The organism is Desulfovibrio psychrotolerans (genome assembly GCF_013340305.1).
Taxonomy (GTDB): Bacteria; Desulfobacterota; Desulfovibrionia; order Desulfovibrionales; family Desulfovibrionaceae; genus Halodesulfovibrio; species Halodesulfovibrio psychrotolerans.
The window spans coordinates 615,548-640,149 of sequence record NZ_BLVP01000008.1 but is presented as its reverse complement, the minus strand read 5'-3'; the positions used below and the strand labels follow the sequence as shown (position 1 = coordinate 640,149).

The 24,602-nt window shown below is 58.5% G+C and carries 21 protein-coding genes; 12 read left to right on the top strand and 9 right to left on the bottom strand.

Annotated elements, in window-relative coordinates:
- Positions 1 to 7: 7 nt before the first annotated feature.
- The gene (dsrP, locus tag HUV26_RS10515; RefSeq protein WP_174410049.1) at positions 8 to 1,171 is read left to right on the top strand and encodes a sulfate reduction electron transfer complex DsrMKJOP subunit DsrP; all 1,164 of its coding nucleotides are present in this window, start codon (positions 8 to 10) and stop codon (positions 1,169 to 1,171) included.
- A 162-nt stretch (positions 1,172 to 1,333) separates the two neighbouring features.
- On the opposite strand, the gene metG is transcribed toward dsrP, so the two are convergent.
- Both metG and ricT read right to left on the bottom strand, forming a co-directional pair.
- Positions 1,334 to 3,301 (bottom strand): methionine--tRNA ligase, encoded by a 1,968-nt coding sequence (gene metG / locus HUV26_RS10510; RefSeq protein WP_174410048.1) that lies wholly within the window; start codon positions 3,299 to 3,301, stop codon positions 1,334 to 1,336.
- Between the two features lie 102 nt (positions 3,302 to 3,403).
- On the bottom strand, positions 3,404 to 5,086 hold the full coding sequence (gene ricT / locus HUV26_RS16975) for a regulatory iron-sulfur-containing complex subunit RicT (RefSeq protein WP_174410047.1): 1,683 nt from the start codon (positions 5,084 to 5,086) through the stop codon (positions 3,404 to 3,406).
- Between the two features lie 228 nt (positions 5,087 to 5,314).
- On the opposite strand from ricT, the gene HUV26_RS10500 reads away from it, so the two are divergent.
- Both HUV26_RS10500 and HUV26_RS10495 read left to right on the top strand, forming a co-directional pair.
- Complete coding sequence (locus HUV26_RS10500; protein WP_174410046.1) at positions 5,315 to 5,875, top strand: HDIG domain-containing metalloprotein; 561 nt, start codon at positions 5,315 to 5,317, stop codon at positions 5,873 to 5,875.
- 21 nt (positions 5,876 to 5,896) lie between these two features.
- A complete protein-coding gene (locus tag HUV26_RS10495; RefSeq protein ID WP_174410045.1) occupies positions 5,897 to 6,856 on the top strand; it encodes a glycosyltransferase in 960 nt (319 codons plus the stop codon).
- A gap of 122 nt (positions 6,857 to 6,978) precedes the next feature.
- On the opposite strand, the gene HUV26_RS10490 is transcribed toward HUV26_RS10495, so the two are convergent.
- From HUV26_RS10490 to HUV26_RS10470, 5 genes are all read right to left on the bottom strand, one after another.
- The gene (locus tag HUV26_RS10490; RefSeq protein WP_174410044.1) at positions 6,979 to 7,884 is read right to left on the bottom strand and encodes an isoaspartyl peptidase/L-asparaginase family protein; all 906 of its coding nucleotides are present in this window, start codon (positions 7,882 to 7,884) and stop codon (positions 6,979 to 6,981) included.
- Between the two features lie 44 nt (positions 7,885 to 7,928).
- Entirely contained in the window at positions 7,929 to 9,839 is a 1,911-nt protein-coding gene (glgB, locus tag HUV26_RS10485) for a 1,4-alpha-glucan branching protein GlgB (protein WP_174410043.1), read from the bottom strand.
- A gap of 22 nt (positions 9,840 to 9,861) precedes the next feature.
- On the bottom strand, positions 9,862 to 11,313 hold the full coding sequence (gene glgA, locus HUV26_RS10480; protein ID WP_174410042.1) for a glycogen synthase GlgA: 1,452 nt from the start codon (positions 11,311 to 11,313) through the stop codon (positions 9,862 to 9,864).
- 404 nt (positions 11,314 to 11,717) lie between these two features.
- A complete protein-coding gene (locus HUV26_RS10475) occupies positions 11,718 to 12,173 on the bottom strand; it encodes an NUDIX domain-containing protein (RefSeq protein WP_174410041.1) in 456 nt (151 codons plus the stop codon).
- 543 nt (positions 12,174 to 12,716) lie between these two features.
- Positions 12,717 to 13,409, bottom strand: coding sequence for an L-threonylcarbamoyladenylate synthase (locus tag HUV26_RS10470; protein WP_174410040.1), 693 nt, complete (start codon positions 13,407 to 13,409; stop codon positions 12,717 to 12,719).
- Positions 13,410 to 13,521: 112 nt separating this feature from the next.
- Between HUV26_RS10470 and HUV26_RS10465 the strand changes: the two genes are divergently transcribed.
- The gene (locus tag HUV26_RS10465) at positions 13,522 to 13,992 is read left to right on the top strand and encodes a 23S rRNA (pseudouridine(1915)-N(3))-methyltransferase RlmH (protein ID WP_174410039.1); all 471 of its coding nucleotides are present in this window, start codon (positions 13,522 to 13,524) and stop codon (positions 13,990 to 13,992) included.
- Between the two features lie 74 nt (positions 13,993 to 14,066).
- Here HUV26_RS10465 and HUV26_RS10460 read toward each other — a convergent pair whose 3' ends face one another.
- Positions 14,067 to 16,232, bottom strand: coding sequence for an STT3 domain-containing protein (locus HUV26_RS10460; protein ID WP_174410038.1), 2,166 nt, complete (start codon positions 16,230 to 16,232; stop codon positions 14,067 to 14,069).
- 515 nt (positions 16,233 to 16,747) lie between these two features.
- On the opposite strand from HUV26_RS10460, the gene HUV26_RS10455 reads away from it, so the two are divergent.
- Complete coding sequence (locus HUV26_RS10455; RefSeq protein ID WP_174410037.1) at positions 16,748 to 16,972, top strand: hypothetical protein; 225 nt, start codon at positions 16,748 to 16,750, stop codon at positions 16,970 to 16,972.
- On the opposite strand, the gene rsmG is transcribed toward HUV26_RS10455, so the two are convergent.
- Complete coding sequence (gene rsmG, locus HUV26_RS10450; RefSeq protein ID WP_243451348.1) at positions 16,933 to 17,589, bottom strand: 16S rRNA (guanine(527)-N(7))-methyltransferase RsmG; 657 nt, start codon at positions 17,587 to 17,589, stop codon at positions 16,933 to 16,935. The two genes, HUV26_RS10455 and rsmG, sit on opposite strands and share 40 nt — an antisense overlap.
- 169 nt (positions 17,590 to 17,758) lie before the next feature.
- Between rsmG and HUV26_RS10445 the strand changes: the two genes are divergently transcribed.
- The 7 genes from HUV26_RS10445 (at position 17,759) to HUV26_RS10415 (ending at position 24,588) form a co-directional block, all read left to right on the top strand.
- Entirely contained in the window at positions 17,759 to 18,718 is a 960-nt protein-coding gene (locus HUV26_RS10445; RefSeq protein WP_174410036.1) for an ACP S-malonyltransferase, read from the top strand.
- 391 nt (positions 18,719 to 19,109) lie between these two features.
- The gene (gene argS / locus HUV26_RS10440; RefSeq protein ID WP_174410035.1) at positions 19,110 to 20,765 is read left to right on the top strand and encodes an arginine--tRNA ligase; all 1,656 of its coding nucleotides are present in this window, start codon (positions 19,110 to 19,112) and stop codon (positions 20,763 to 20,765) included.
- 12 nt (positions 20,766 to 20,777) lie between these two features.
- Positions 20,778 to 21,611: an SPOR domain-containing protein gene (locus tag HUV26_RS10435; protein ID WP_174410034.1), complete on the top strand. Its 834-nt coding sequence runs from the start codon at positions 20,778 to 20,780 to the stop codon at positions 21,609 to 21,611.
- A gap of 183 nt (positions 21,612 to 21,794) precedes the next feature.
- Entirely contained in the window at positions 21,795 to 22,601 is an 807-nt protein-coding gene (locus tag HUV26_RS10430; RefSeq protein ID WP_174410033.1) for an MlaE family ABC transporter permease, read from the top strand.
- Positions 22,602 to 22,622: 21 nt separating this feature from the next.
- Positions 22,623 to 23,444 (top strand): ABC transporter ATP-binding protein, encoded by an 822-nt coding sequence (locus tag HUV26_RS10425; protein WP_174410032.1) that lies wholly within the window; start codon positions 22,623 to 22,625, stop codon positions 23,442 to 23,444.
- A gap of 40 nt (positions 23,445 to 23,484) precedes the next feature.
- Positions 23,485 to 23,931 carry an outer membrane lipid asymmetry maintenance protein MlaD gene (mlaD, locus tag HUV26_RS10420; protein WP_174410031.1) on the top strand — a complete coding sequence of 149 codons (447 nt, stop codon included), beginning with the start codon at positions 23,485 to 23,487 and terminating at the stop codon, positions 23,929 to 23,931.
- Positions 23,932 to 23,934: 3 nt separating this feature from the next.
- Entirely contained in the window at positions 23,935 to 24,588 is a 654-nt protein-coding gene (locus HUV26_RS10415; RefSeq protein ID WP_174410030.1) for a Tgt2/MlaC family protein, read from the top strand.
- Positions 24,589 to 24,602: the final 14 nt, after the last annotated feature.

The following is a 24,602-nucleotide window of genomic DNA, read 5'->3' as shown; positions in this document are numbered from 1 at the left end:
GGCGGACATGATTGAAAAAGTACTCAAAGGTTCTCCCAAGTACTATGTGTGGCTCGCCTTTCTGGGCAGCCTCATAGGTCTGGGCGCCTTCACCTACCTGTTCCAGATGAAGTACGGTCTGGCCATTACCGGCATGAGCCGCGACGTATCGTGGGGCTTCTACATCGCCCAGTTCACCTATCTGGTCGGTGTGGCTGCATCCGCCGTTATGCTCGTGCTGCCCGCGTACTTCCACCACTATAAAAAGTTCAAAAAGATCATCATCCTGGGCGAGTTCATGGCCATAGGTGCTGTGCTCATGTGCATGCTCTTCATCGTGGCAGACATGGGTCAGCCCCAGCGCATGCTCAACGTGATGCTCCACCCCACCCTCAACTCCGTCATGTTCTATGACATGCTGGTGCTGATGGGCTATCTGGTTCTGAACGCCATCATCGGCTGGGTAACGCTTGAGTGTGAACGTCACGACGTGGAACCGCCCAAGTGGATCAAGCCCATGATTTACCTGTCCATCATCTGGGCATTCAGCATCCACACGGTTACGGCATTCCTGTACTCCGGTCTGCCCGGCCGCCACTACTTCCTCACGGCCATCATGGCAGCCCGCTTCCTCAGCTCGGCATTCTGTGCGGGTCCCGCCATTCTGCTGCTGCTGGTCTTCCTTGTCCGCAAGCTCACCGGATTCAACCCCGGCCGCGAAGCGGTGCAGACCCTGACGAAGATCATCACGTATGCCATGGCCATTAACGTGTTCTTCTTCCTGCTGGAAGTGTTCACGGCCTTCTACAGCGGCATTCCCGGCCACGCGCATCCCATTGCCTACCTGTTCGCAGGGCATGACGGGCATGTGGACTGGATTACCGGTGCCATGTGGATTGGCGCAACCCTTGCGCTGCTCAGCCTCGCACTGCTCATTCCCCCGAGCCTGCGCGACAACGAGCAGCTGCTGCCCTGGTCGCTGGGTATCCTCGTGCTGGCCACGTGGATAGACAAGGGCCTCGGCCTCATCATCGGTGGCTTTACGCCCAACCCCTTCGAGAAGGTGACGGTATACACCCCCACCGTGCCGGAACTGCTCATCTCGCTGGGCATCTTCGCCGTGGGCTTCTTCGTGATCTCCGTCCTCTGGAAGATCGCGCTTGATGTGAAGAAGGAAGCCGGCCACTTCTAGCCGCCCCTGCCGTAAAATGAAACGGGCCTGTCCTTGGCGGACAGGCCCGTTCTTTTTTGCATGCTCTTTAATCAAGATCAGATCGTAACCGACAGTAACGCAGCAACCGGCAGTAACAGGCAGTTGCCGGCAGCCAAGCTCCCGCACTCCACTCCAAAGCAGCTACGAAGCTTTGGTGCCGTCGGGAACCGTGCCGGAACCGGTCAGCAGTTCCATGCCCGCCGGCGTCTTAAGCGCCAGAATCATGCCGTGGGATTCCAGCCCACGCAGCATACGCGGCTTAAGGTTGGCTACAACCACGACCTGTCTGCCTACAAGCTGCTCCGGTGTGAAAAATTCCTTAATGCCCGCACACACCTGACGCGGCTTCTCTTCGCCAAGGTCCACTTCCACGCGGTACAGGCGGTCTGCCTTGGGATGGTTCTCCACCACCAGCACGGTGCCTACCCGCAGGTCCAGCTTCTGGAAATCTTCAAATTCTATGGCGGCAATCTCAGCCTCAACCTTCTCAGGTGCAGGCTTTGCCACAGCAGCAGTTTCCTTGGCAGCCTGGGGTTGCTTGGCGGCAGCAGGAGCTTCCGTTTTGCGCAGCGCCTCCATATCCACACGGGGGAAAAGGTTAGACCCCAGCGCAGGCGCAATACCCGCAGGCATCCCCCCCCAAGAATCCACTTCCGCCCGAAGGTCCGTACGCGCAGCGTCGAAGGGAATGCCCAACTGTGCCACCATCTTCTCCGCCGCTTCGGGCATCACAGGCCACAGGTGCAACGCCACCTTGCGCATGGATTCCAGCAACGTATACATAACCGTTCCCAGCCGCTCCATATTGCCTTCCTTGAACAGGGTCCACGGCTGGCAGGTATCCACATACTTGTTCAAGGCGCGTACCAGTTCCCACAGCGATTCCAGCCCGTTGGAAAACCGCACGTTCTCAAACAACTGCTGGAAGTTGCGCTGGGCGTTGGCTGCCAGTTCACGGATAGCAGCCTCTTCCGGCCCTTCCGCGCCGGGTGCAGGCACAACCCCGCCAAAGTATTTGGTATTCATGGAGAGAACGCGGCTGAACAGATTGCCCAGATCATTGGCAAGATCGGCATTCAGCCGGGCCACCAGCGCCTCTTCCGAAAAGCTGGCATCGCTGCCGAAGTGCATCTCGCGCAGCATAAAATACCGGAAGGCATCCAGCCCGTAACGGTGCACCATCTCCAACGGTTCCACCACGTTACCGATGGACTTGGACATCTTGGTGTCCCGCACCAGCCAGTATCCGTGGACGTTCAGATGGTTGTACGGCTCAAAACCCGCCGCCTTGAGCATGGTAGGCCAGAAAATGGCGTGGGGCTTGAGAATGTCCTTGGCAACAAGGTGCTGCACTCCCGGCCAGAAGCGGGAGAACTTTTCCCCGTCGGGCCAGTCCAGCGCGGTCACGTAGTTGAGCAGCGCGTCAAACCATACGTAGGTAACAAAATTGCTGTCAAAGGGCAGTTCTATGCCCCACTCCAGACGGGATTTAGGCCGCGATATGCACAGGTCTTCCAGCGCACCGCTGTCCAGCAGCGCAAGCACCTCGTTACGGTACCGCTCCGGGCGTATGAAATCCCGGTTGTCCAGAATGTGCTGCCTGAGCCAGTCCTGATACTTGGACATGCGGAAGAAATAGTTCTTCTCCGCAATGTATTCCGGCTTGGTCTGGTGCTGCGGGCACAGGCCGTTTTCCAGTTCCTTTTCAGGATAAAACCGCTCGCAGCCATAGCAGTAATGCCCGCCGTATTCCCCGAAATAGATGTCACCGCTGTCATAAACCTTTTGCAGAACGGCCTGAACCACCTGCTTGTGCCGGGGCTCCGTGGTGCGGATGAAATCATCGTTGGAGATATTCAGGTGCGGCCACAAATCACGGAACAACTGGCTTATGCTGTCCACGTATTCCTGCGGGCTGCAGCCATTCTTTTCCGCCGCCTGCACGATCTTGTCGCCATGCTCGTCTGTTCCTGTCAGAAAATAGGTATCCCGCCCCATAAGGGAATGGAAACGGCGCATGGTATCGGCAATGACGGTGGTGTAGGCATGCCCCAGATGGGGCTTGGCGTTTACGTAATAGATGGGCGTTGTTATATAAAACGGTTGCAAGGGGATGCTCCTCATTGCTTCGCCCGGCGGATGGGCCGCCGGGCGTGGATTACTGCATAACGCACCGCAAGGGTGCCTACTCACAAAATGCAAAGATCGGGACTAGGCGTCTTCCCCGGCAGGCTTGCGCTTGCGCTTGCGCCTGCCCCGGCTGGTCTTGCGCGAACCGGGTTCTGCACTCTTCACGGGCTTACGCAGGGGCGTCAGCCGGGCAATCTTGGGATTGTGGGCAGGCTGATCCGGCTGGTTCTGCTGTTCCGGCTCAACCGGTTCACCCGAGCCACCCGATCCACCAGATCCGAGCGGTTCACCCGATACTCCCGAGTCCCCGACCTGCACGGAACGGGCGAAAGACTCCCCAGCAACAGCCTGCACCTGTTCAGCGGTTGCATCGGAAGACAAGGCCCTCTCCGGTGCAGCAGGCTCTGACGGCTCTGCATACGCTTGTCCGGCTTGTGCTTCGTCCGGTGCCATACGGGCATCGCCGTGGGCCACAGACGGGGCACCTCCGGCATCGGCGGGCACTTCCTCGTCCTCTCCGTCACTGTCCAGCCCGGCGGTGATAAAGGGCGGTAATCCGGTGCGCGCCGGACCTGCGGAAAAAGATGGAACACCTGCCTCTTCGCTACGCACAGGCAGAACAGCGGCAACAGCCTGTCCGTCCAATTCTCCGATTATGTCTTCGGGTCCGAACTCCGCCTGTGCAACCACATCGGCTTCTTCACCCAGCAGAGCCTCCACAGGTTCAGCATCCTCGGGCCCCATGGCAAATACGGGTTCGCCATCATCCCCCTGCACCGCCCCGGAGACAACCGCGTACTGGGGCAGCACAATGCCGCCACGTGCCGGGCCGGAAGAAAGCTCCTGAGATGCCGGAATATCCGACCCGGAGCCTGTCTCCCCCGCATCGCGTTCCGCGCCTTCAACAATCGCACGCTTGGCAGCCGCTCTTGCCGCATCCTGTTTGGCCTGATCAGGACGCGAAGGTTTGAGCGTTTCCCACTCCTCCAGCGTAAATTCCTTTTCCTCGTTGGCTTCGGTCAGCACGGCAATGCTGTTGCGGAACATGTTTGCCCGCAGCACCTTCACCGCGCCCTCTTTGGTCTGATATTTCTTGCCCAGCTTGGGGCAGGCTCTGTGAAATTCTTCATAGTTATGCTGCTCATAGGAAAGGCAGCACAAAAGGCGACCGCATATGCCGGAAATCTTGGCCGGATTAAGGAACAGGTTCTGTTCCTTGGCCATCTTTATGGTCACAGGGGCAAAGGTACGCAAAAACTGGCGGCAGCAGCACACCATGCCGCAGTTGCCCACGGCACCTATCATCTGCGTTTCATGCCGCACCCCTATCTGCCGCAGTTCAATCCGCGTGCGATAGGTCTTGACCAGATCCTTGACCAGTTCACGAAAGTCTATACGCGCGGGTGCCGTGAAGTAGAAAACGATTTTGCTGCGGTCAAAGTAGACTTCCACATCCACCAGCTTCATTTCCAGCTTGCGGCTTCGGATGCAGTCAACACAATACTGACGGGCTTCCCGCGCCAGCAGTTCGTTTTCCTGCTCACGCTCCAGATCCTCGCTCACGGCAAGGCGGTGCACTGGTTTTATCTCATCCACCTCGGCGTCGTCCGGCAGAACTTCGTGCTCGGAAACCACCTTTCCCAGCCCCTGCCCCTGTTCGGTCTTCACAATGACCCTGTCGCCGACATTCACCTCAAAAGAACTTTTTTCAAAATAATAAATCTGCCCGTATTCACGGAACTTAATACCCAATATCAATGCCATCTGTATTCTCTTTACTCACCGCGCGGCAGGCGGTGTATATGGTATGCTGTCCCGCACGCACGCGGCGCGCAGGCAGGTAGAATCGCGCATTCGTAACCTCTTCTTTTCGACTTTTATGGCGTCTGTGTCAACAAAGGCGACACGGTGAATATGTGGTTGTCAACCTGACCGAACATGATTATGAGAAATCTTTCACAGGGGGTTCCCCTCCACGCATCAGGAGAAGCCATGATACCGCGCGAAGAAGCCCTGCAATTGCTGCTCGGTCACAACCCGGAAGAGCACCTTGTCCACCACGCCCTCGCATCAGAAGCCGTCATGCGCCATCTGGCACAGTCATTTGGCGAGGACGCCGACCTGTGGGGTCTGACCGGCCTTCTTCACGACATCGACTTCCCCTACACCAAGGATTCTCCCGAACGCCACGGAATCATGGCCGCCGAGCTGCTGCCGGACACACTGCCCGCAGCCATGCTGCAGGCCATCCGTGCCCACAACTCGGAATATACCGGCCACGAGCCGTCTTCCCGCCTTGATCACGCGCTGCGCTGCGCAGAGAGCGTTACCGGCCTTGTCTCCACCAATGCCCTTGTCCGCCCGGAAGGAATGGACGGGATGCAGCCCAAAAGCCTGAAAAAGAAAATGAAAGACAAGGCATTTGCCGCCAGCGTGAACAGAGACCGGATACGGGAGTGTGAACAGGTTGGACTGGAACTTGGTGATTTCTTCCAGATTGCGATTGACGCGATCACACCCATTGCCGGCAATGTGGGGCTGGCAAAACGTTAAGACCGCAAGGAACAGCGCACAATGAACATCTCCTTTGTCATCGTCACGAGCAACGTGAAAAAGTTAATCGGCAACTGTCTGGAGTCCATTTTCGAAACCGCCGCTGAACTGGAAGGCGCGGATGTGAAAACCGATGTGGTGGTCGTGGATAACGCCTCTGCAGACGGCACAGCCGATACCGCCAAAAGCGCCTGCCCCCAGATCACCCTCATCCGCAACGCAGACAACAGGGGCTACGCCGCCGCTGCCAATCAGGGCATTGCCGCTGCTGCGGGCGACCTGATTTTCTTCGTTGATCCGCAGCTTGCGCTGGAACCCGGTTCCGCACGCCGCCTGCTGGATTACATGGAAACCAACACCGCCTGCGGCATAGCAGGCGGCAAGATAGTGGACCCGAAGGGCTTCGCGCTCAAGGCTTCGCGCCGCCTTCCCGGATTTGTTTCCAAAATGGCTTCCGCGCTGGGCATACGGTGCCGCTGCAAGGCAACCATCTCCCAGCCCAAGGAAGTCTGCGCCGTCGACTTTTCCTTTACCGTGGTGCGCAAGGCTCTCTTCTGCAACATCGGCAAACTGGACGAGCGGTTCTTCGGCACCCATGCAGACATGGACCTCTGCCGCCGCGCCCATAAAGCCCTCAATCCCACATGGAAGGTGGCCTATGTGCCGCAGGCAAGTGCCCGTGTGCTCGACCGCTTTGCCATGAAGGCAGAACCGGCAGACTTCGCCCTCTACGGCGAAGGCGTGGTGCGCGCCCGCACCCGCAGCGAGCAGATGTATTTCTGGAAGCACTATTGCTCTCTCACCGTGCTCTTCTTTGCCCTTACGGACATCGCCGTCCACTCCGTGCGGTACGGCATCAATCTGCTGCCCCGCATAGGCGATGCCGACAAACGAGCCTACCATTGCGCCGTGGTGCGTGAAACGTCTAATGCCATGCTGGATACCCAGCTCGGCAGCCAGTTCCCCACCAAGCCTTGGTAGCAGCCTCCGGGCTGTTTTCCCAAGCCGGAAACGGAAAAAGGGCGGGATGCGCATGCATTCCGCCCTTCTCTGTTCCGAACATTCCGTTCACCGGACTGCCGCTGAAAATTACCCGCAGCCCCTTACGCATCCCTGTGCACAGAGGCGTGCACGCTGCCGTCCGGCAGCACGTAGGCGTGAGCCATATGGTCCGTGTTGTGGAACAGGCCGTACTCGCCCTTGCTGTTCAGCATAATCAGCCCTGCATGACCCTGCACGCGGGCATGCAGCAGCTCTATACCCATGCGCGCGGCGGTCATGGCATCGTGCTGTGCCAGATAATCACAGGCGGAACGGCACATGAGCGTACGGATGATCCCCTCCCCGAAGCCGGTGGCAGAGGCCCCGCCCAGCAAATTATCACAATAGACACCGGCCCCGCAGATGGGCGCATCGCCCACCCGGCCGGGACGCTTGCCCGGCGTTCCTCCGGTGGAGGTAGCCGCAGCCATGTTGCCGTACCGGTCTATGGCCACCGCCCCCACCGTGCCCTGCGGCACAGGCTTAAAGGCATCGTGCGTGCAGTAGCCCTGCTGGTTGCATATGGTTTCAAAAAGCTTGAGCTCCCGTTCTGTCACCAGAGCGCGAGGGTCGCATTCCTTCAGCCCCTGTTCACGGGCAAACCGCTCAGCTCCTTCACCCACCAGAAAGCAGAACTCCGTTTCCATAAGCTTGCGGGCAATATCCACGGGTGTCATGAACCGCCGCACCGCCGCCACCGCGCCAAAATTAAGATCGCGCCCGTCCATGATAGAGGCATCCAGCTCTATCTGCCCGTCGCTGTTGAGCACCGCACCTCTGCCCGAGTCAAAGGTAGGGTCCATCTCCAGCACGTTCACCGCCGTCTGCACGGCGTCCAGCGCACTTGCCCCGCGTTGCAGCATGGGCCATGCGCGCTCCACCGCCTCGCGGCATCCGTCAATATGCGCCTTCTGGCGCTCGGGCGGAATGGTCCACGCTCCGCCGTGCACAATAATCTTCGGTTCCATGAAATTCCACAGTGTTTGAATGTTGCACAAAATGGCCCGGCCCGTTACCCCGCAGGGCACAGGCACAGCGCACCCAGCGGCGGCAGGGTGAGTTCCAGATAGTGGTCCCCGCTGAAGTGGTCCCGTTCCGCCGTAACCGCGCCGTTATTGCCTACATTGGAGCCGCCGTAAAGCTCGCTGTCAGAATTGAGCAGTTCCGACCACAGCCCTCCCTGCGGGGCGGCTATGCGATAGTGCGTGCGCACCACGGGAGTAAAGTTAAAGACCCACAGCAGCGGTTTTGCGCCGGGAGCCATACGTATAAAGCTGATGACCGAAGCCGCATAGTCCGTAACATCCACCCAGCGGAACCCGGACCAGTCATGATCGCACCTATGCAGTGCCGGTTCACGCACCAACAGACGGTTAAGCTCCCGCACAAGGCTGCGTATCCCTTCATGGGCAGGAAACTGCCTGAGGCACCAGTCCAGTTCCCGCGAGGCATTCCACTCGTTCCACTGCCCGAACTCGCCTCCCATGAAGAGCAGTTTCTTGCCGGGGTGTGCCCACATGTAGGCATACAGCAGGCGCAGGTTGGCCTGTTGCTGCCACATGTCGCCCGGCATCTTGGAGAGCAGGGCGCCCTTACCGTGCACTACCTCATCATGAGAAAGCGGCAGAACAAAATTTTCCGAGAACGCGTAAAGCATGGAAAAGGTAAGGCTGTTGTGGTGGTGCGGCCGGTAGATGGGGTCCTTGCGCATGTAGTCCAGCATGTCGTGCATCCAGCCCATGTTCCATTTGAACGTGAACCCCAGACCGCCCGTATAGAGGGGACGCGAAACCCCCGGCCACGACGTGGACTCCTCCGCAATGATGCTCGCGCCGGGAAACTCCGCATGAACCACCCGGTTCAGTTCGCAGAGAAAGGAGATGGCGTCCAGATTCTCCTTGCCGCCATGCTCGTTGGGCACCCAATCGTCCCCTTCCCGCGAGTAGTCCAGATAGAGCATGGAGGCCACCGCGTCTATGCGCAGTCCGTCAAAATGGAATTCCCGCAGCCAGTACAGGGCGTTGGCGAACAGGAAGTTGCGCACCTCATGCCGCCCGTAGTTAAAAATGTAGGTGCCCCAGTCCGGGTGTTCGCCTTTGCGGGGGTCCATGTGCTCGTACAGGGCACTGCCGTCAAACCGGCCCAGGCACCACTCATCCTTGGGAAAATGCGCGGGCACCCAGTCCAGCAGAACGCCTATGCCCGCCTGATGGCAGCGGTCCACAAAAGACTTCAGTTCTTCCGGCGTACCGAACCGCGAGGTAGGCGCATAGTAATGGCTGGTCTGATATCCCCATGACTCGTCCAGAGGATGCTCGGCCACAGGCAGCAGTTCCAGATGCGTGAACCCCATGTCCAGCAGGTACGGAATGAGCCTGTCGGCAAGCTCCCCGTAGGAGAGGAACGGCGCCTGCCCCTCGTACCCGTTGGGCCTGCGCATCCACGACCCCAGATGCACCTCATAGATGGAAATGGGAGAGGCCAGCGGCGGCCCTGTCTCACGCCTGCGGGCCATCCAGTCTGCGTCCTGCCACTTGTAATTGTCCACATCCCACGTCACCGCAGCAATGCCCGGCCGCAATTCCGCATACAGGGCAAGGGGGTCAGTCTTGTACACAATCCGCCCGTCTCCGCCCATCACACCGAACTTGTAGAGGGTTCCGCGCTCCATATGCGGCACAAACGCCGCCCATATGCCTGAAGACCCCACGGGGTATAACGGCAAATCGCCGTATCGCCAGTCATTAAACGGCCCTGTCAGATGAACTTCTTTGGCATTGGGAGCCCACACGGCAAAGCGGTATCCGGCCTCCCCCTCCTGTTCCACGGGGTGCGCCCCCAGAATACGGTACAGGTCCCAGTGTTCGCCCTTTCCGAAGAGGTACAGATCAAACGGCTCAATGAAGGTCGGTATGGTGTGCATGCGCTGTCCTTGCGATATCCGGCTACTGCATGCCCAATTCGCGGTAGAGTTCTATGTATTCGGCTCCTGAGTGCTCCCATGTGAACGCCTGCTGCATGGCCCTGCGCACCATGGCCTGCCATGCGTCCGGCATGGTACGCCAGACGGAAACGGCAAGCATGATCGCCTCGTAAAAAGCCTGTGGTGTGGGCTGCTCGAAGATGAACCCCGTGGCCTGCTTGTCCGGCCATGGGATGATGGTGTCCTTAAGGCCGCCCACAGCGGTTGCCACCGGGGGCGTGCCGAACCGCAGCGCGTACATCTGTGTAAGCCCGCACGGTTCGTAGGTGGAAGGCATGAGAAATATGTCGCACCCGGCCTGAATGCGGTGGGCCAAATCCTCGGTATAGCTCACCAGCGTGGCAAGACGTCCCGGGTAATCTTCCATCATGGCCAGCAGACGGGCTTCCTTTTCCAGATTCCCCTCGCCCAGCACCACCACGCCCACATCCTGCTGCATCAGCCGGGGCAGAATATCTATGAGCAGGTCCACACCCTTCTGCCGCCGCAGCCGCCCGATGAACCCGAGCAGAGGTCTTTCCTTCAGCGCGGGGTTCAGACGCAGTTCGCTGATGAGGTCCGCCTTGCAACTGCGCTTGCCCTTCAGGGCGTTGGCTCCGTAGTTGCATGAAATAAACTTGTTGTCGCCGGGATTCCATATGGAATAGTCCGCCCCGTTCAGAATGCCGTGCAGCTTGTGCCGCCGCGCCCGCAAAACTCCCTGCAATCCGCAGCCGAATTCATCGGTAAGGATTTCCGATGCGTAGCTCGGCGAAACCGTTGTTATCTTGTCCGCACAGGCAATGCCGCCCTTCAGGAAATTGAAGTCTCCGTAAAACTCCACCCCCTCGGGCGACCACGCTTGCGGCGGCAATCCGCAGTTTTCAAACAGACGCGAAGAAAAACGCCCTTGAAAGGCCAGATTGTGAATGGTCATGACACTGCGCGTATCCTGCCAGAACGGATCGTGCTGCCGCCAGTAGTGCAGATAGGCGGGAACCAGCGATGCCTGCCAGTCATGGGCATGCAGGATATGCGGCGCGGGTCCGAGCCGCTTCAAAAATTCCATGACCGCGCGGTTGAAAAAGATAAAGCGTTCGGCATTATCAAAGTAATCGCCCTTGTGGTCGTTGTAATAGAACCGCCGGTCGAAAAACTCGCTGCGGTGAACAAAGTACACCGGCATGCCGTGAAAATTCGCCTGAAAAATGTCGGCTGTTATGGGCCCCCACGGATACCCCACATGGCAGTCGGACCATGCCAGATGCACGCCAAACTGTGCCGAACCCAGCCTGCCGTAAAACGGCGTGACAACGGCCGTTCGTATACCCATGCGGTGCAGGGTAAGCGGCAGTGCCCCCAGAACATCTCCAAGCCCGCCCGTCTTGGAAAAGGGATAAATTTCCGATGTGACAAAGACAACCTGTGGTCTCATCTGTCTGTCTTCTCCTCCGTTCATGAACGGCTCGCGACACTCCCGGAATGTAGCCGCTCACAAGGCAGCGACACGTGTGCCCTGTTGCCGCTCCGGCCCTACCGTTCAACCCGCCCTTTCCGCCTGCCCGCCCAACTTTCTCGCCTGTCCACCCAAAGCTCTCGCCCAAATTTCTCGCCCAACCTTCCCACCTGTCCGCTCAGTCTGCGGAAACATCATCCGGTCACAACCATGATACATGGCCTGCAGACCGCACCATATCATACATGACCGGAAGCTCCCCGCACACACAGCAAAAAGAAATTAAATCCGCTCTATAGTACCGGGGCAAAAAGTCTCTCAACAATTATTTCCGGAATCCGCCCGACGTACTGCGCCAGCCACCGCCCTTACCGTCTCCACGCTTACCGCTTCAGCCTGTTCAGGCTCCGCTCAAAATCCCGGAGAATGCGGGCATGGTCAAAACAAAGCCCCGGCAGGTCGGAGAGCGGGAAAAACCTCGCCCGCCCTGCGTCGTCCCCCGCGCGCAACCGCGAAAGGTCCTCCGCCTCAGCCGTAAACACACAACTTATGGTGTGCAACCGGGCATCACGGGCAGGGTCGGAATACACGCCAAGCAATCCTGTAAGCCGCACATCCAGTCCCGTCTCCTCCCGCGCCTCACGAACGGCTGCGTGCTCCACCGTCTCGCCGTAGTCCACAAATCCTCCGGGCAGCGCCCAGCCCAAAGGCGGGTTCTTCCGCTCAATGAGCAGAACACCCAGCCTCGGTTCATGAACCAGGATATCCACGGTGGGAACGGGATTACGCCATGTGGGAACTGCCGCCCCGCAGGCGGGGCAGGGAATGGAGTGCTGCATGCGGTCCTCTTTTTCCGGTATGATGCCAGCATACCGCAATATGCGGACAAGGTGTACAAAAAAACGGCCGTATCGGGTGCCACCCCGTACGGCCGTTTTTTGCAAAAGAAAGAAGGTATATCTCTTTAAGCAGAAATTGTGCCAACCTCCCACCGCACACATCCGCCCTTTTCATCTCGCACCTATCTACTCGCAATAAAAAAACTTTACCACAAAGCCCATCGTGCAATGCCGCGCTTTGACGCGTACCGCCCGTGTAAAAAACTGAACCGCCGGAAAGAAACGCCTGTGCCCCAATGCCTGCGGATTCAACTTCTTGAACCAAAACGCGCGCGACAATGCCCCGGAAACGCAGCAAACCTGCAGTCCCCCTGCCCTCCGCGCGCTCTTTCGGAAGCCGGACAAGGGTACCGTTCCCGCACGCTGCACCATAACCAACGGGAAGGTACAAAAAATCAGACCCCGCGCATGCTAGCACGCGCCAAGGCCTGAAAAGTCTGCACCGTCTGCATCATATAAGGCTTTTCACCGGATAAGGGTATGTCAAATCACCACGGCAAACCCTGCCGCGCGCAGGGCCTCTTCGTCCACAGCACCATGGCGCACGATGCGCACCGTCTTCTGCCCTGCAATTTCCACAAGGGTGGATGCCTTTCCGCCCGCCGGGGCCGGAGGCATGTCCAGCACGCCCCCTGTTGCCGCCACCAGTTCGGGATCAAGCGACTGCGCAGCCGTAACCGGAGCTCGCCCGCTTATGTTGGCACTTGTGGAAACAAGCGGTCCGCACACCTCACGGCACAGTTCCCGCGCCACGGGATGCGGGGTGAGCCGCACGGCAACCCGGCCGGATTCTCCCGTGAGCACGGCGGGCACCCGCACGGATGCGGTTACAAGCACAGAAAGCGGCCCCGGCCAGAAGGCCTTTGCAAGGGCTTCCACCGTACGCGAACCGGTATCGGTAAGCATGGCGAGTTGCTCCATATCCCCGATAATCACCGGCAGGGGCATGGCTTCCGCCCGTTTCTTGACGGCAAAAATCTGATTGATGGCAAACACGTCAAAGGCTGAGCATCCCACCGCGAAAAAGGTCTCCGTGGGGTAGCAGACCAGTGCCCCCTCGCGCAGCAGCCGTGCGGCAGCAGCCACATCCAAGGCAGAACCGGGTGCGGCGGAAACGGCTGAAAGGCCGGGTATGCCTGGCTGGCAAGGCGTTACTGGAATCTTATCATGCGTCATGGCTGCACCTCCTCTCAAACTGCGCTCTGTTCCGGCACTTGCGGGTTGACATCTGCGCGCCCGCCGCTCACCTTTGAGCAGCATCCACACCGTAGCACAGCGCAAGGCAAGAATGAAACAGATACGCATCATCGCAGTGGGAAAAATCAGGGAACCTTTCTGGGCACAGGCTGCCGGGCACTATCTCAAACGCCTGAGCCATTCGATGAAGGTTCTAGAGGTCATAGTCAAAGACGGCAACGCCCGCATGTCCACCGAAGCCCGTTCCGCTGAAGAAGGCGAACGCATACTTGCCGCCCTGCTGCCCACGGATATTCCCATATGCATGGACGAACACGGCAAAACCCGCACATCAGTGCAGTTTGCCCGGTTTCTGGAAGACGCATTACTGGACGGCAACCGCACGCCATGCTTCATCATCGGCGGCGCATTCGGCCTTTCCGCCCCCGTGCTGGAAGCATGCCGCCACAAGATCAGCCTCTCCCCCATGACCTTTACCCACGAGATGGCCCGCGTGCTCCTGCTGGAGCAGCTGTACAGGGCCGATTCCATTCTGCGGGGCAGCCCCTACCACCACGAGTGACCCAACCGGGCACGCAATATCCGCCAAAATCTTACGGGCATTTCCCCTGCAACTGGCTTTACGGGAATTACCAGCTACAGCACCTCGTACACACGGGTGTGGGCATTCCCATGCACAAGACGGAAATAGGGAGCAATATCCTCAGCTTCGGGATTGCCGACAAGCAACCGCACCATCATGCTCCGATACATGTTGGTATCCATGATGTAACGGGTGTCAGTCAGGTCGTCGATGACAAGATGCACCCCGTTGAAGCGGAAAAACTCCCGGTGCTGCACGCCAGAGGTAGTGATAATGTCCACGCTGTCCACCGCCATGGGAGTACGGATACTTCCGCTGGTTTCCGCAAAAGCTCCCATCTGCAGGTTCAGGGAAATCTGTCCGAGTTTGGTAAGATTATACCCCGTCATGCTGGCGGTGGCAAAATCCCACGTCCCAAAGCGTGAAATCCACGCCCCCAGCTTAAGTGAGTCCACACTGACAACCAGATACTGCGGACGCCGCAGGGGAATATCCATATCCTTTTCCCGCAGGTCCTGCATGAGCTGCAGCACCTCTTCCCGGCTCTGGCCTTCAATGGCAGGATACATGCTCTCGCCATGGGCCATAGTATAGCGAATAAGCTGGTTGGCAAACCGGGGATTATCCGTCGCATACACCGCTGCAGAGGGGTACAGCCTGTCTGAGTTGTGCCGTGCGCCGTCCGCAAAGGTGCGCAGCCCGGTAAAATACTGCGAGGCAAATCCCCAATCCCACCAGGTCCATATCGTGCCGCCGGGAGTGAGCTTGGGCTTGGCAGCCTTAAGCACCTGGACGTGCGGCACGGATATGAACGGCACAACGGGCAACTGAGGCATCTGGTTGACCACCGGAATAATCAGCAGACCCGTCAGCGCGGCGGCAAGCCCCACCCGCACCGCTCTCCGGCCGTATCCTGACTGCCAGAAATACCGCAGCAGCAGGTGCAATGGCACCATCAGCCCCGCAGCCATTGCGGGGGCGGCAAACATGGCCATACGTCCGCCCAGCTTAGGACTGAGCAGGCCCAGCGCAAACAGGGGCAGCAACATGGCGAGCGAAGGCGCAAACCACAGTGCCACGAGGTATCCGGCACATCCCAGAATGGAGACGATGGCCAGCGGGTAGAAATACTGGAACATCTCCATCCATCGCAGGTTCTGTGCTTCGATAACGCTCTGCACCACCGCGGGGAAGGAAACAGCCAGACTGAAGCCTCTTTCCGCATCCCCGCCTGTCGCTTCCGGCTTCAAATACAGTTCAACACGGGTGATAACGGAATGGATAAGTTCCCCGTCCACCCCGATGAGAACAATACCCGCCGCCAGCAGAGGGGCGCAGTAGCGTGCTGCCAGAAACCGCTCTGCCCATGCGGAGGGGCGAACCAAAGCCGCAAAAAGCAGCAGCGCCAGCAGCGTACCAAACAGTTCTCCCCCCATGGGCAGGGCATACAACGCAACACCGGCGAGCAGCGGCAGCCGCCTGCCGGAACGCCCGAGCACCAGCACAAGCCCAAGAGCAGTAATAGGGAAAATTTTGGAAAGATAATCGAAAAAGACGTGCAGGTCGCGCATCATCCATCCGGCTATGCCGGTGAGCAGCAGCATCGCCCATAGAACCATGCCCGCTTCGCGGTCTTCCACATTTTCGCGGTCTTGCTTTCTGCCGGAGGAACGCCCCTGCTGCTCCTTGCCCAGCCACACCCGCAACGCTTCACCCGGCGTAAGAATACGCCCGTGCAGCAGATAGATGGGCGCTATAACCAGCAGAAGGGGACAGAGCAGGGTCACAAGGTCGGTATCATAGAACCCGTGCAGGGTGCGGTACAGAAAACTCGGGCTAAGCGCAGTTATCACGGCGGCCGCTACACCCAGTTCTGCACACCCCACTGCAACACAAAGGCACAACATGGCCACTGCCACCAGACTTGCCAGCACGGCGGGTGACCAGAACGCCAGCGTATCATAGGAAAGGCCTGTCGACGATTTAAGCACAGAGGTCAGAGAAGCAAAAGCGTCTCTCCCGAACGTTGCCGGGTCAATGGCACGCACCACCCAGTTGTAGGCGTCATGCGTGGCCAGCAGACGCTCTCCGTCCACCATGGTCGCGGCATCGGACAACGGAAAGGGCTGCAGGAAACGCACCCCCAAAACCACGGCATAGGCAAGCAGCCCGTACAGCAGGCTCAGCTTCCAGTCGAAGGAACGGTAGGCAATTTTCATGCGGACACCCGGACAGGGTTTAATGGTTTACACTTGGCGGCCTATTGAAACGCGCTCCCGCAGACCAGCAAAAAGAGAAAAGGCAGTGCGCTGAAAATTTTCAGCGCCACCGCAAAGAATCCACATGCAAAGGCTGATTCTTCATAAACGGGCAGCCATCCGGCTTCAGCGGCCTTTCAGAACGACCGCCGTCTCACATGCGGAGAATCCGGCATGGTCATGTTTCATGCTGCGCGTACTGTACATGGTGACAGGCGGATATTCAAACACAAATCCCCTCCGGGAGCCGAAGAGCCCCAGCCCCTTCCCGGCTGGAAACACTGCGGACCAACCCAGCAATTCCCCTCTTCCCGGACAACAAAATTTCAGGTACACCTGCCCCGGATTGCATTGGCGCAGAGTGCCCACATGACGGACACCAAGACCGCTCACCGCATCCGGCATCCGCAACAGGGTCTCCAACAGGTCCCCTAACCGCACACGGCATAAAAACCAACTCCTGCGAGGATTACCCCATGGCCGCACTCAATCTGCAATATCTTCAGCAACTCGGTGAATACATGTCGTCCGGCAACATGCTTGAGGACTTTGAAAATTCTCCCGAAGAACGTCGGCACGAGATGCTTGAATTTCTGGAAACCCTCATGGACATCGCCGAACTGGCGGATGAAACTGCTACCAAAATGATCTTCAAAAATTCTCAGATGGGAACGCTGCTCGGCCTGAGCGACCAGAAATAACGGCGGTCGCGGCCCACGGCATACTCCTGCTGCACCTCGGCGGACCAGCCTGCGGGCAGACTTGCCGGAGCGGACTCAAGAGCCAGCACCACAACCCGTCCCTGCGGGTCCACATGGGGGCGAACAAAATCCAGCAGTTTCTCCCAGGGCATAAACGCCCTGCTCAAAATCACGTCTGCGGGCTGCCTGTCGCGCATAAAGTCCTCTGCACGGCCACGGAAAACATGGGTATCCGCCAGCTTCAGGCGAGTCACAACCTGTTGCATGAACAGGGTACGCTTCTCCCGCACTTCAACCAGATGATACTCACCCGCCTTCCAGACAATGCGCAGGGGAATGCCCGGCAGCCCCGCCCCTGCCCCCAGATCCCAGCACCGGGGGGCGTGCGGCAACTGCAGCCCTTCCAGAAACCGGGCAAGGTGCAGGCTGTCCATTATCAAAATCCGCAGGGCCGCCTCCCATCCATACGGCCCCACAAGGTTCATGGCCTTGTTCCACTTCATCAGCAGTTCAAGATACTCGGTCAATGCCCGCGTTTCCTCTTCCGACTGCGCAAAGCCCTGCTCCCGCACTATTCCGGCCACTGCCGGGATACCCAAAGGAATGTTCTGCTTCAACAACCTGTCCTCGCTGGCATTTGTCTTTCACGCCGTACCATGCGGCCACAGTGCGGCAGGGAACAAGCTCTACTGTACGATGGCGGCACTTGCAAGCTCCCCGCTTATACCCTATTACCTCTCCACGCATGAGTCCATGCACCAAACATTCACTATGCGGAGAGTTTGCATGTCCCACCCCACCGTTCTTTCCATTCTCTTCCCCGGCCAGGGCTCGCAGGAGCCGGGCATGGGCAGGGACGCCGCCGAGGCGGATTCCGATGTCATGAACCTGTGGAAGAAGGCAGAAGCCATAAGCGGCGCGGACCTGCGCGGCATATACTGGGATGGCGAAGAAGCGGAAATGGCCAACACCCGCTACCTGCAGCCCGCTCTCACCGTGGTCAATCTCGGCCTATGGATGCGGCTTGCGGGCAAGGTTGCCCCTGCCTGTACCTCCGGACACAGCCTCGGCGAATTCAGTGCCTTGGCTGCGGCAGGCGCATTGTCCCCCAATGAGGTGCTGGAAACCGTCTCCCTGCGCGGCAGACTCATGGCGGAAGCGGACCCGCAGGGCACCGGTGCCATGGCTGCCGTTCTGAAACTGCAGCTGGCAGACGTGGAAACGGTTGTACGCGAGTCCGAACAGGCTGTGGGCGAAATGATCCGGGTGGCAAACTATAACACCCCCGGCCAATTTGTGCTTTCCGGCACCCGCGCCGCCATTGCCGACGCTTCGGAAAGGGTCAAGGCTCTCAAGGGCCGCGCCCTGCCGCTGGCCGTTTCCGGCGCCTTCCACAGCCCGCTCATGGCGGAAGCAGCCAAGGAACTTGCCAAGCATCTTGCTTCCGTGCAGTGGAACAAGCCCAAATTTCCTGTTTTCTGCAACGTGCACGGCAAGGCGGTTACAGACGCAGCCTCGCTGCGGGACATCATGCCGCAGCAGATGACATCCTCCGTGCAGTGGATAGACACCATCCGCAACCAACACGCCGCAGGGGTTCGTTCGTGGATGGAGGTAGGCCCCAAGGGTGTTCTCGGCAAGATGCTCGGCCAGATTCTCGCCCCTGTTGCCGATCCCTCGGAATGGACCGGCACCTCCGTGGGCAATCTCGCCGCTGCAGAAGCCTGCCTCACTGCTCAGGCATAGCGGCCGGCAGAGCGTTCGCCGGTCCGTGAAACGGCAGATGGCTCTTGCTGCAAACCGGCTTGACACCTGATCGGATGAACCGACGGATAACCTGGCGTCTGCTGGCGGATAAACTGGCAGTCGGGTAATCAGGTTCGCCTGAAGGCAGAAAGCCCCCGCAGAGAGATGCCGCTCACGGCCTTCACGGCAGGGCATCTTTTCATCCGGGAGTAATTCGGCTATGTAGAAAAGTTCAGGCCGGGACGTCTGCTCCAAAACGTTCCGGACAAGTATTATGAACAAACAACGGGCACCGGCGGAGCGGAACACCAGGCCGGGCGGGCCTCAATAACCGGCTCTCCGCCCGTTTATTCCACATCATACAAATAACCACCATTCAGAGTACATACCGATGCGCGCAAAGAACCATCTGCTTCAGTCCCTCCAGACCATCGTAAGGGAAATGGATCTCACATGGCCGGAAAAGGCCACCATAGAACCGCCCAAAGACAGGCAGCACGGCGATATGGCCGCCAACATAGCCATGGTTCTGGCAAAGCAGGCCCATATGAGCCCGCGCGACCTTGCCGCCCGCATCGCCGGAGCACTGCAAAAGAACGATCCGCACATCGAGCGCATAGAAATTGCCGGTCCCGGCTTCCTGAACATAACCTTCTCACGGGATTTCTGGCGGCAGACCATGCGCGTCATTGAGCAGAGCGGCGACCGCTACGGCTCGGTAACGGTGGGCGCAGGAAAAAAAGCCCAGGTGGAATATGTTTCCGCCAACCCAACGGGGCCGTTGCACATCGGTCACGGACGCGGGGCCGCAGTGGGCGACAGCCTTGCCCGCCTGCTCCGCTTCGCGGGCTACACAGTTGAAACGGAATACTACATCAACGATGCCGGCCGGCAGATGTTCATTCTGGGCAGTTCCGTCCTGTTCCGGGCACGCCAGCTTTCCAGCCAGAACCTGCCCGACCCGGAAGATTTCTACCGTGGTGACTACATTAAGGATATAGCCGCAGAGGTGCTCAACCTGCACCCCGGCCTCATGTCCATGCCGGAAGAAGAGGCCCTGAATATCTGCCGGGACTATGCCCTGAACACCATTCTGGACGGCATCAAGAAAGACCTTGCCGACTTCAATGTTGAGCATCAGGTCTGGTTTTCTGAAAAATCCCTGCTGGCAGAAGGAGCCGTGGACAAGACCTTTGACCGCCTGCGCAAGGCCGGTCTTGCCTTCGATCAGGACGGAGCACTGTGGTTCCGCACCACCGATTTCGGTGATGACAAGGACCGCGTGCTGAAAAAATCAGATGGCCTTCTCACCTACTTCGCTTCAGACATTGCCTACCACGACAATAAATACGACCGTGGATTTGACCTCTGTGTCGACATATGGGGAGCAGACCACCACGGCTATGTGCCGCGCATGCGCGCCGCTGTGGAAGCGCTGGGTAAGCCCAAAGAGAGCTTCGAGGTCATTCTCGTGCAACTTGTCAACCTGCTGCGCGGCGGCGAACAGGTGGCCATGTCCACCCGCGCCGGTCAGTTCGACACGCTGGAGGAAGTGGTCAAGGAGGTGGGCAGGGATGCCGCCCGGTTCATGTTCCTTTCCCGCAAGAGCGACAGCCACCTCGATTTCGACCTTGATCTGGTAAAACGCCAGTCCATGGACAACCCGGTCTATTATGTCCAGTACGCCCACGCGCGCATTGCCTCTGTGCTGCGCAAGGCTGAAGAACGCGGCATCCGCCTGCCTGCCACTTCCGACGCCGCACTCCTTGCCGCCCTGAACGCGCCCGAGGAAATGGACATACTCCGCCTGCTGGAACAGTTTGAAGACGTGGTGGAGTCCGCCGCGCGGCAACTTGCTCCCCACCACATCAGCTTCTACATGCAGGAAGTGGCAAGCGCCCTGCACCGTTTTTACGCCAACACCCCCATCCTGAATGCGGGCGATGAAACCGTGGTTGCGGCCCGATTGGCCCTGCTCAAGTGCGTGGCCTGTGTCATCCGCAACGGGCTGTCCATTCTGGGGGTAAGCGCCCCCAAATCCATGTAGTACGGAACAACCATGGGAATCCGCTTTACACGGGAAAAGGATGCCGGAGAATCCGGCAGACGCAAATTCATCATAAGCCTCAGCCCCGCCGGTATGGCGGGGCTGGGCGCGATATGTCTGCTCTCTTTCATATGGGTCTTCGTGTTCGGCCTTCTGGTGGGCCGGGGATTCCAGCCGGAAGAGGCGATTCCCGAACTTAAGCGTTTTATGCCCACGGCGGACTCTCGGACCGGGTCCAACGCCAGCACGGCGTCACCCGCCCCCTCTCCGGAAGCCAACGCCACCGCAGGCATTATCAAGCCCGAAGATTTGAAGTTCTATGACCATCTGAAGACAGAGGCGGCTCCATCTCCCAAGCGCGCTCCTGTTCCCCAGCCCAAACCGACCACCGTTACGCAAACGCAGCAACCTGTCCAGATTGTGGAACAAATACCTTCCTCTGCCGCACAGCCTTCCGTGTCCGCCCTCCAGCCGCAAAAGCAGCCCAGACAGGCCAATGCGGTACCGCCTACAGCCCCCGTGCAAGATTCAGTCAGCAGTCTGGCAGACCAGATAACCGCAGGGGCCAAAGAAAACAAAGGTGGCGCAGATGATGCCACCGTGTATAATTATGTCTATCAGGTGGCGGCCTTCCGTGAGCGTGGTGCGGCGGAATCACTGAAATCACGCATAGAAGCATCCGGATTAAAGGCAAGAATAGAAAGCATTGCGTCAAACGATGCCACATGGTATCGGATTCAGGTTCTTTTTCAGGGAACGCCTGAAGACACGCGCCGGATGAAGGATGCTCTGCTGCCTCTGGGCATAAGCAAACCGTTACTCAAGGACAAACAGCTGGCGCGTTAACATCTGCCCGCCGCAACAGCGGTACACCACAGATATTCAGGCAGCCTGCCGTGACTGGGGGCCGAGACTCGCCCGGAGCGAGTATTGACTTTCATGCGATTCACATACAAAGGGTATGGAGAACGGCCAACCGCGCTCTGAGCGCACACTCAAGAGAGCCCACCCGGGCCGACTACAGAGACAATGAATACCACGCACGAACACGCTCCGAATCTTTTCGCCAGAATAGGCATACGCACACTGGCTGTGCTGGGCGAAATGGGGGCCATGTTCCTCTTCCTGCTGCACGGTTTGTGGCACATTTTCACCTCGCCCAAGCAACTGCGCAAAATCGTGTACCAGATGTACTTCATCGGGTCCAAGTCGCTGCTGGTCATCTGTCTCATCGGCTTATTCACGGGCATGGTGCTCGGGTTGCAGGGCTACTACACGCTCATTAAATTCGGTTCCGAAGGCCTGCTGGGAACAGCCGTTGCCCTTTCGCTCATCCGCGAACTTGGCCCGGTGCTCACTGCCATCATGGTCACAGGCAGAGCAGGTTCCTCCATGGCTGCGGAAATAGGGGTCATGCGCATAACAGACCAGATTGACGCGCTTGAGGTCATGGACATAAACCCCATCAGCTACCTGGTAAGCCCTCGCATTGCCGCCTCCATTCTCTGTTTTCCCCTGCTCACGGCGGTGTTCGACGTCATCGGCATCATCGGCGGCTACCTTACCGGCGTCGCCATGCTGGGCATCAACTCCGGCATCTATTTCTACCGCATTGAATCCAGCGTCGTCATGTCCGATGTTGCAGAAGGCTTTACAAAGGCCCTGCTGTTCGGGGTTATCGTCGCTACGGTCAGTTGCTATCAGGGTTATTACACGCACATGCGCAAGGATGGCGTGGGGCCGGAAGGCGTTTCCAACTCCACCACCTCTGCCGTGGTTATGTCATGCGTGCTGATTCTGGTGACGGACTATATTGTAACCTCTTTTCTGCTTTAGTTACGCAGCCCCGGAAGAATAATGACCGACTCCAAGGGATGGGACATACGGCTGGAAAAGCTCCGCCTCGGCTACGATGACAACATCGTGCTGGACGACATTTCCACTACGCTGCCTTCAGGCAGAATATCCGTCATTCTTGGCGGTTCCGGCTGCGGAAAATCCACCCTGCTGCGCCACATCCTCGGGCTTAAAAGGCCCATGTCCGGCAAGATTTTGCTTGGCCCGCACGATCTGTTCAGCCTTTCCTCCAAAGTATTCCGCAAAGTCAGGCGGCGCATGGGCGTGCTTTTTCAGGATGGCGCACTGCTCGGATCGCTTTCGCTGGGAGAAAACGTAGCCCTGCCCCTCACGGAGCATACCCGGCTGGACAAGGCCACCATACGCAAGATTGTGCTGCACAAACTGGAACTTGTCGGGCTGGAGCAATATGCGGATTATTTTCCCAACCAGCTTTCCGGCGGTATGCGCAAGCGCGCAGGGCTGGCGCGCGCCATTGTCATGGACCCGCCCATCCTGCTGTGCGACGAGCCCACATCCGGGCTGGACCCCATCAATTCCGCGCAGATGGACCGCCTGCTCATGGACATGCGCACCCATTTCCCGGAAATGACCATCGTGGTCGTGAGCCATGACCTTGAAAGCCTGTATACCATTGCAGACTACGCCGTGGTGCTGCACAATAAAGGTGTTGCTTTCAGTGGCGATGTGAAGGAACTGACCAAGACAGCTGACCCCTATTTGCGGCAGTTCCTCGATCGGTCTCCCGGCGAGATGACAACACAGGCTCTGGAATTGGGCGAAGAAGTGAAAAGCGCCCTGAGACAGTGGCTTGAAAAGTAGCTGCTAAGACGTAGCAGCGTAAACGATACGGGAAACTGCGATGAAAAAGTACTCCAAAGAAACGTCCGTGGGTGTCTTTGTCCTCATCTGTCTGCTGTGTGTGGGCTACCTCACCGTCAAGCTGGGCAAAATGGAGGTGCTGGGCGATAATACCTACCCCCTTTTCGCGCGGTTTTCCTCCGTGGCGGGCCTTCGTTCCGGGGCAGAGGTGGAAATAGCGGGCGTGCCCGTGGGCAAGGTTGCCTCCATCTCGCTGGACAATGAAGAAGCGCTCGCGCGGGTGGTTCTGGCCATCCGCAAAGACATCCAACTGTCCGAAGATGTGATCGCCTCGGTAAAAACCAGCGGGCTCATCGGCGACAAGTACATCAAGCTCACCCCCGGCGGCTCTCTGGATATTCTGGAACCCGGGGACGAGATTACAGAAACTGAATCCGCTGTGGATATTGAAGAACTTATCAGTAAATACGTGTTCGGAGGCGTCTAGTCCATGCGTTGTCTGTTCCCCGCCCTGTGTAAATTTCTGTGCCTTCCGGCGATGGTCTGCCTCTGTCTGGTCGCCACTGCGGCCTATGCCTCCAATCCTGCCGCAGAAGCGCGCGATACGCTCAAGCTGTCGCTCGACACTGTGTTCACCATGCTTTCTGATCCCGAATATCAGAACCCGGACAACCGGGAGATCATGTACGAACGCATTGAGGATGTTGTCGAATCCATATTCGATTATGAAGAATTTTCCGCCCGCACGGTGGGCAAGCGCTGGCACAGCTTTACCCCCGACCAGCAGAAGCGCTTCACCGCCGCCTTTGCAGACCTTCTGCGCGCCACCTACATTGAACGCATACGCGGCTATGACGGCAAAGGAGCGCAATATGTGGGTGAACGCATGAGCACAAAGGGCGACAAGGTTGAAGTGCGTACCCTGCTGGACCTTGACGGAAAATCCATTCCCATTGACTATCGCATGGCAATCAAGGAAAAATGGGTTATCTACGATGTCATCGTGGAGGGAGTGAGTCTGGTCAAAAATTACCGTACGCAGTTCCAGGAACTGCTGAGCGATAAGGATGACGCGGAAACGCTCATCACCCGCGTTGCCAACCGGGCTGGCGAGGTTCGCAGCCAGAACAACGCAACAAAATAAGCCACTGTGAGCAT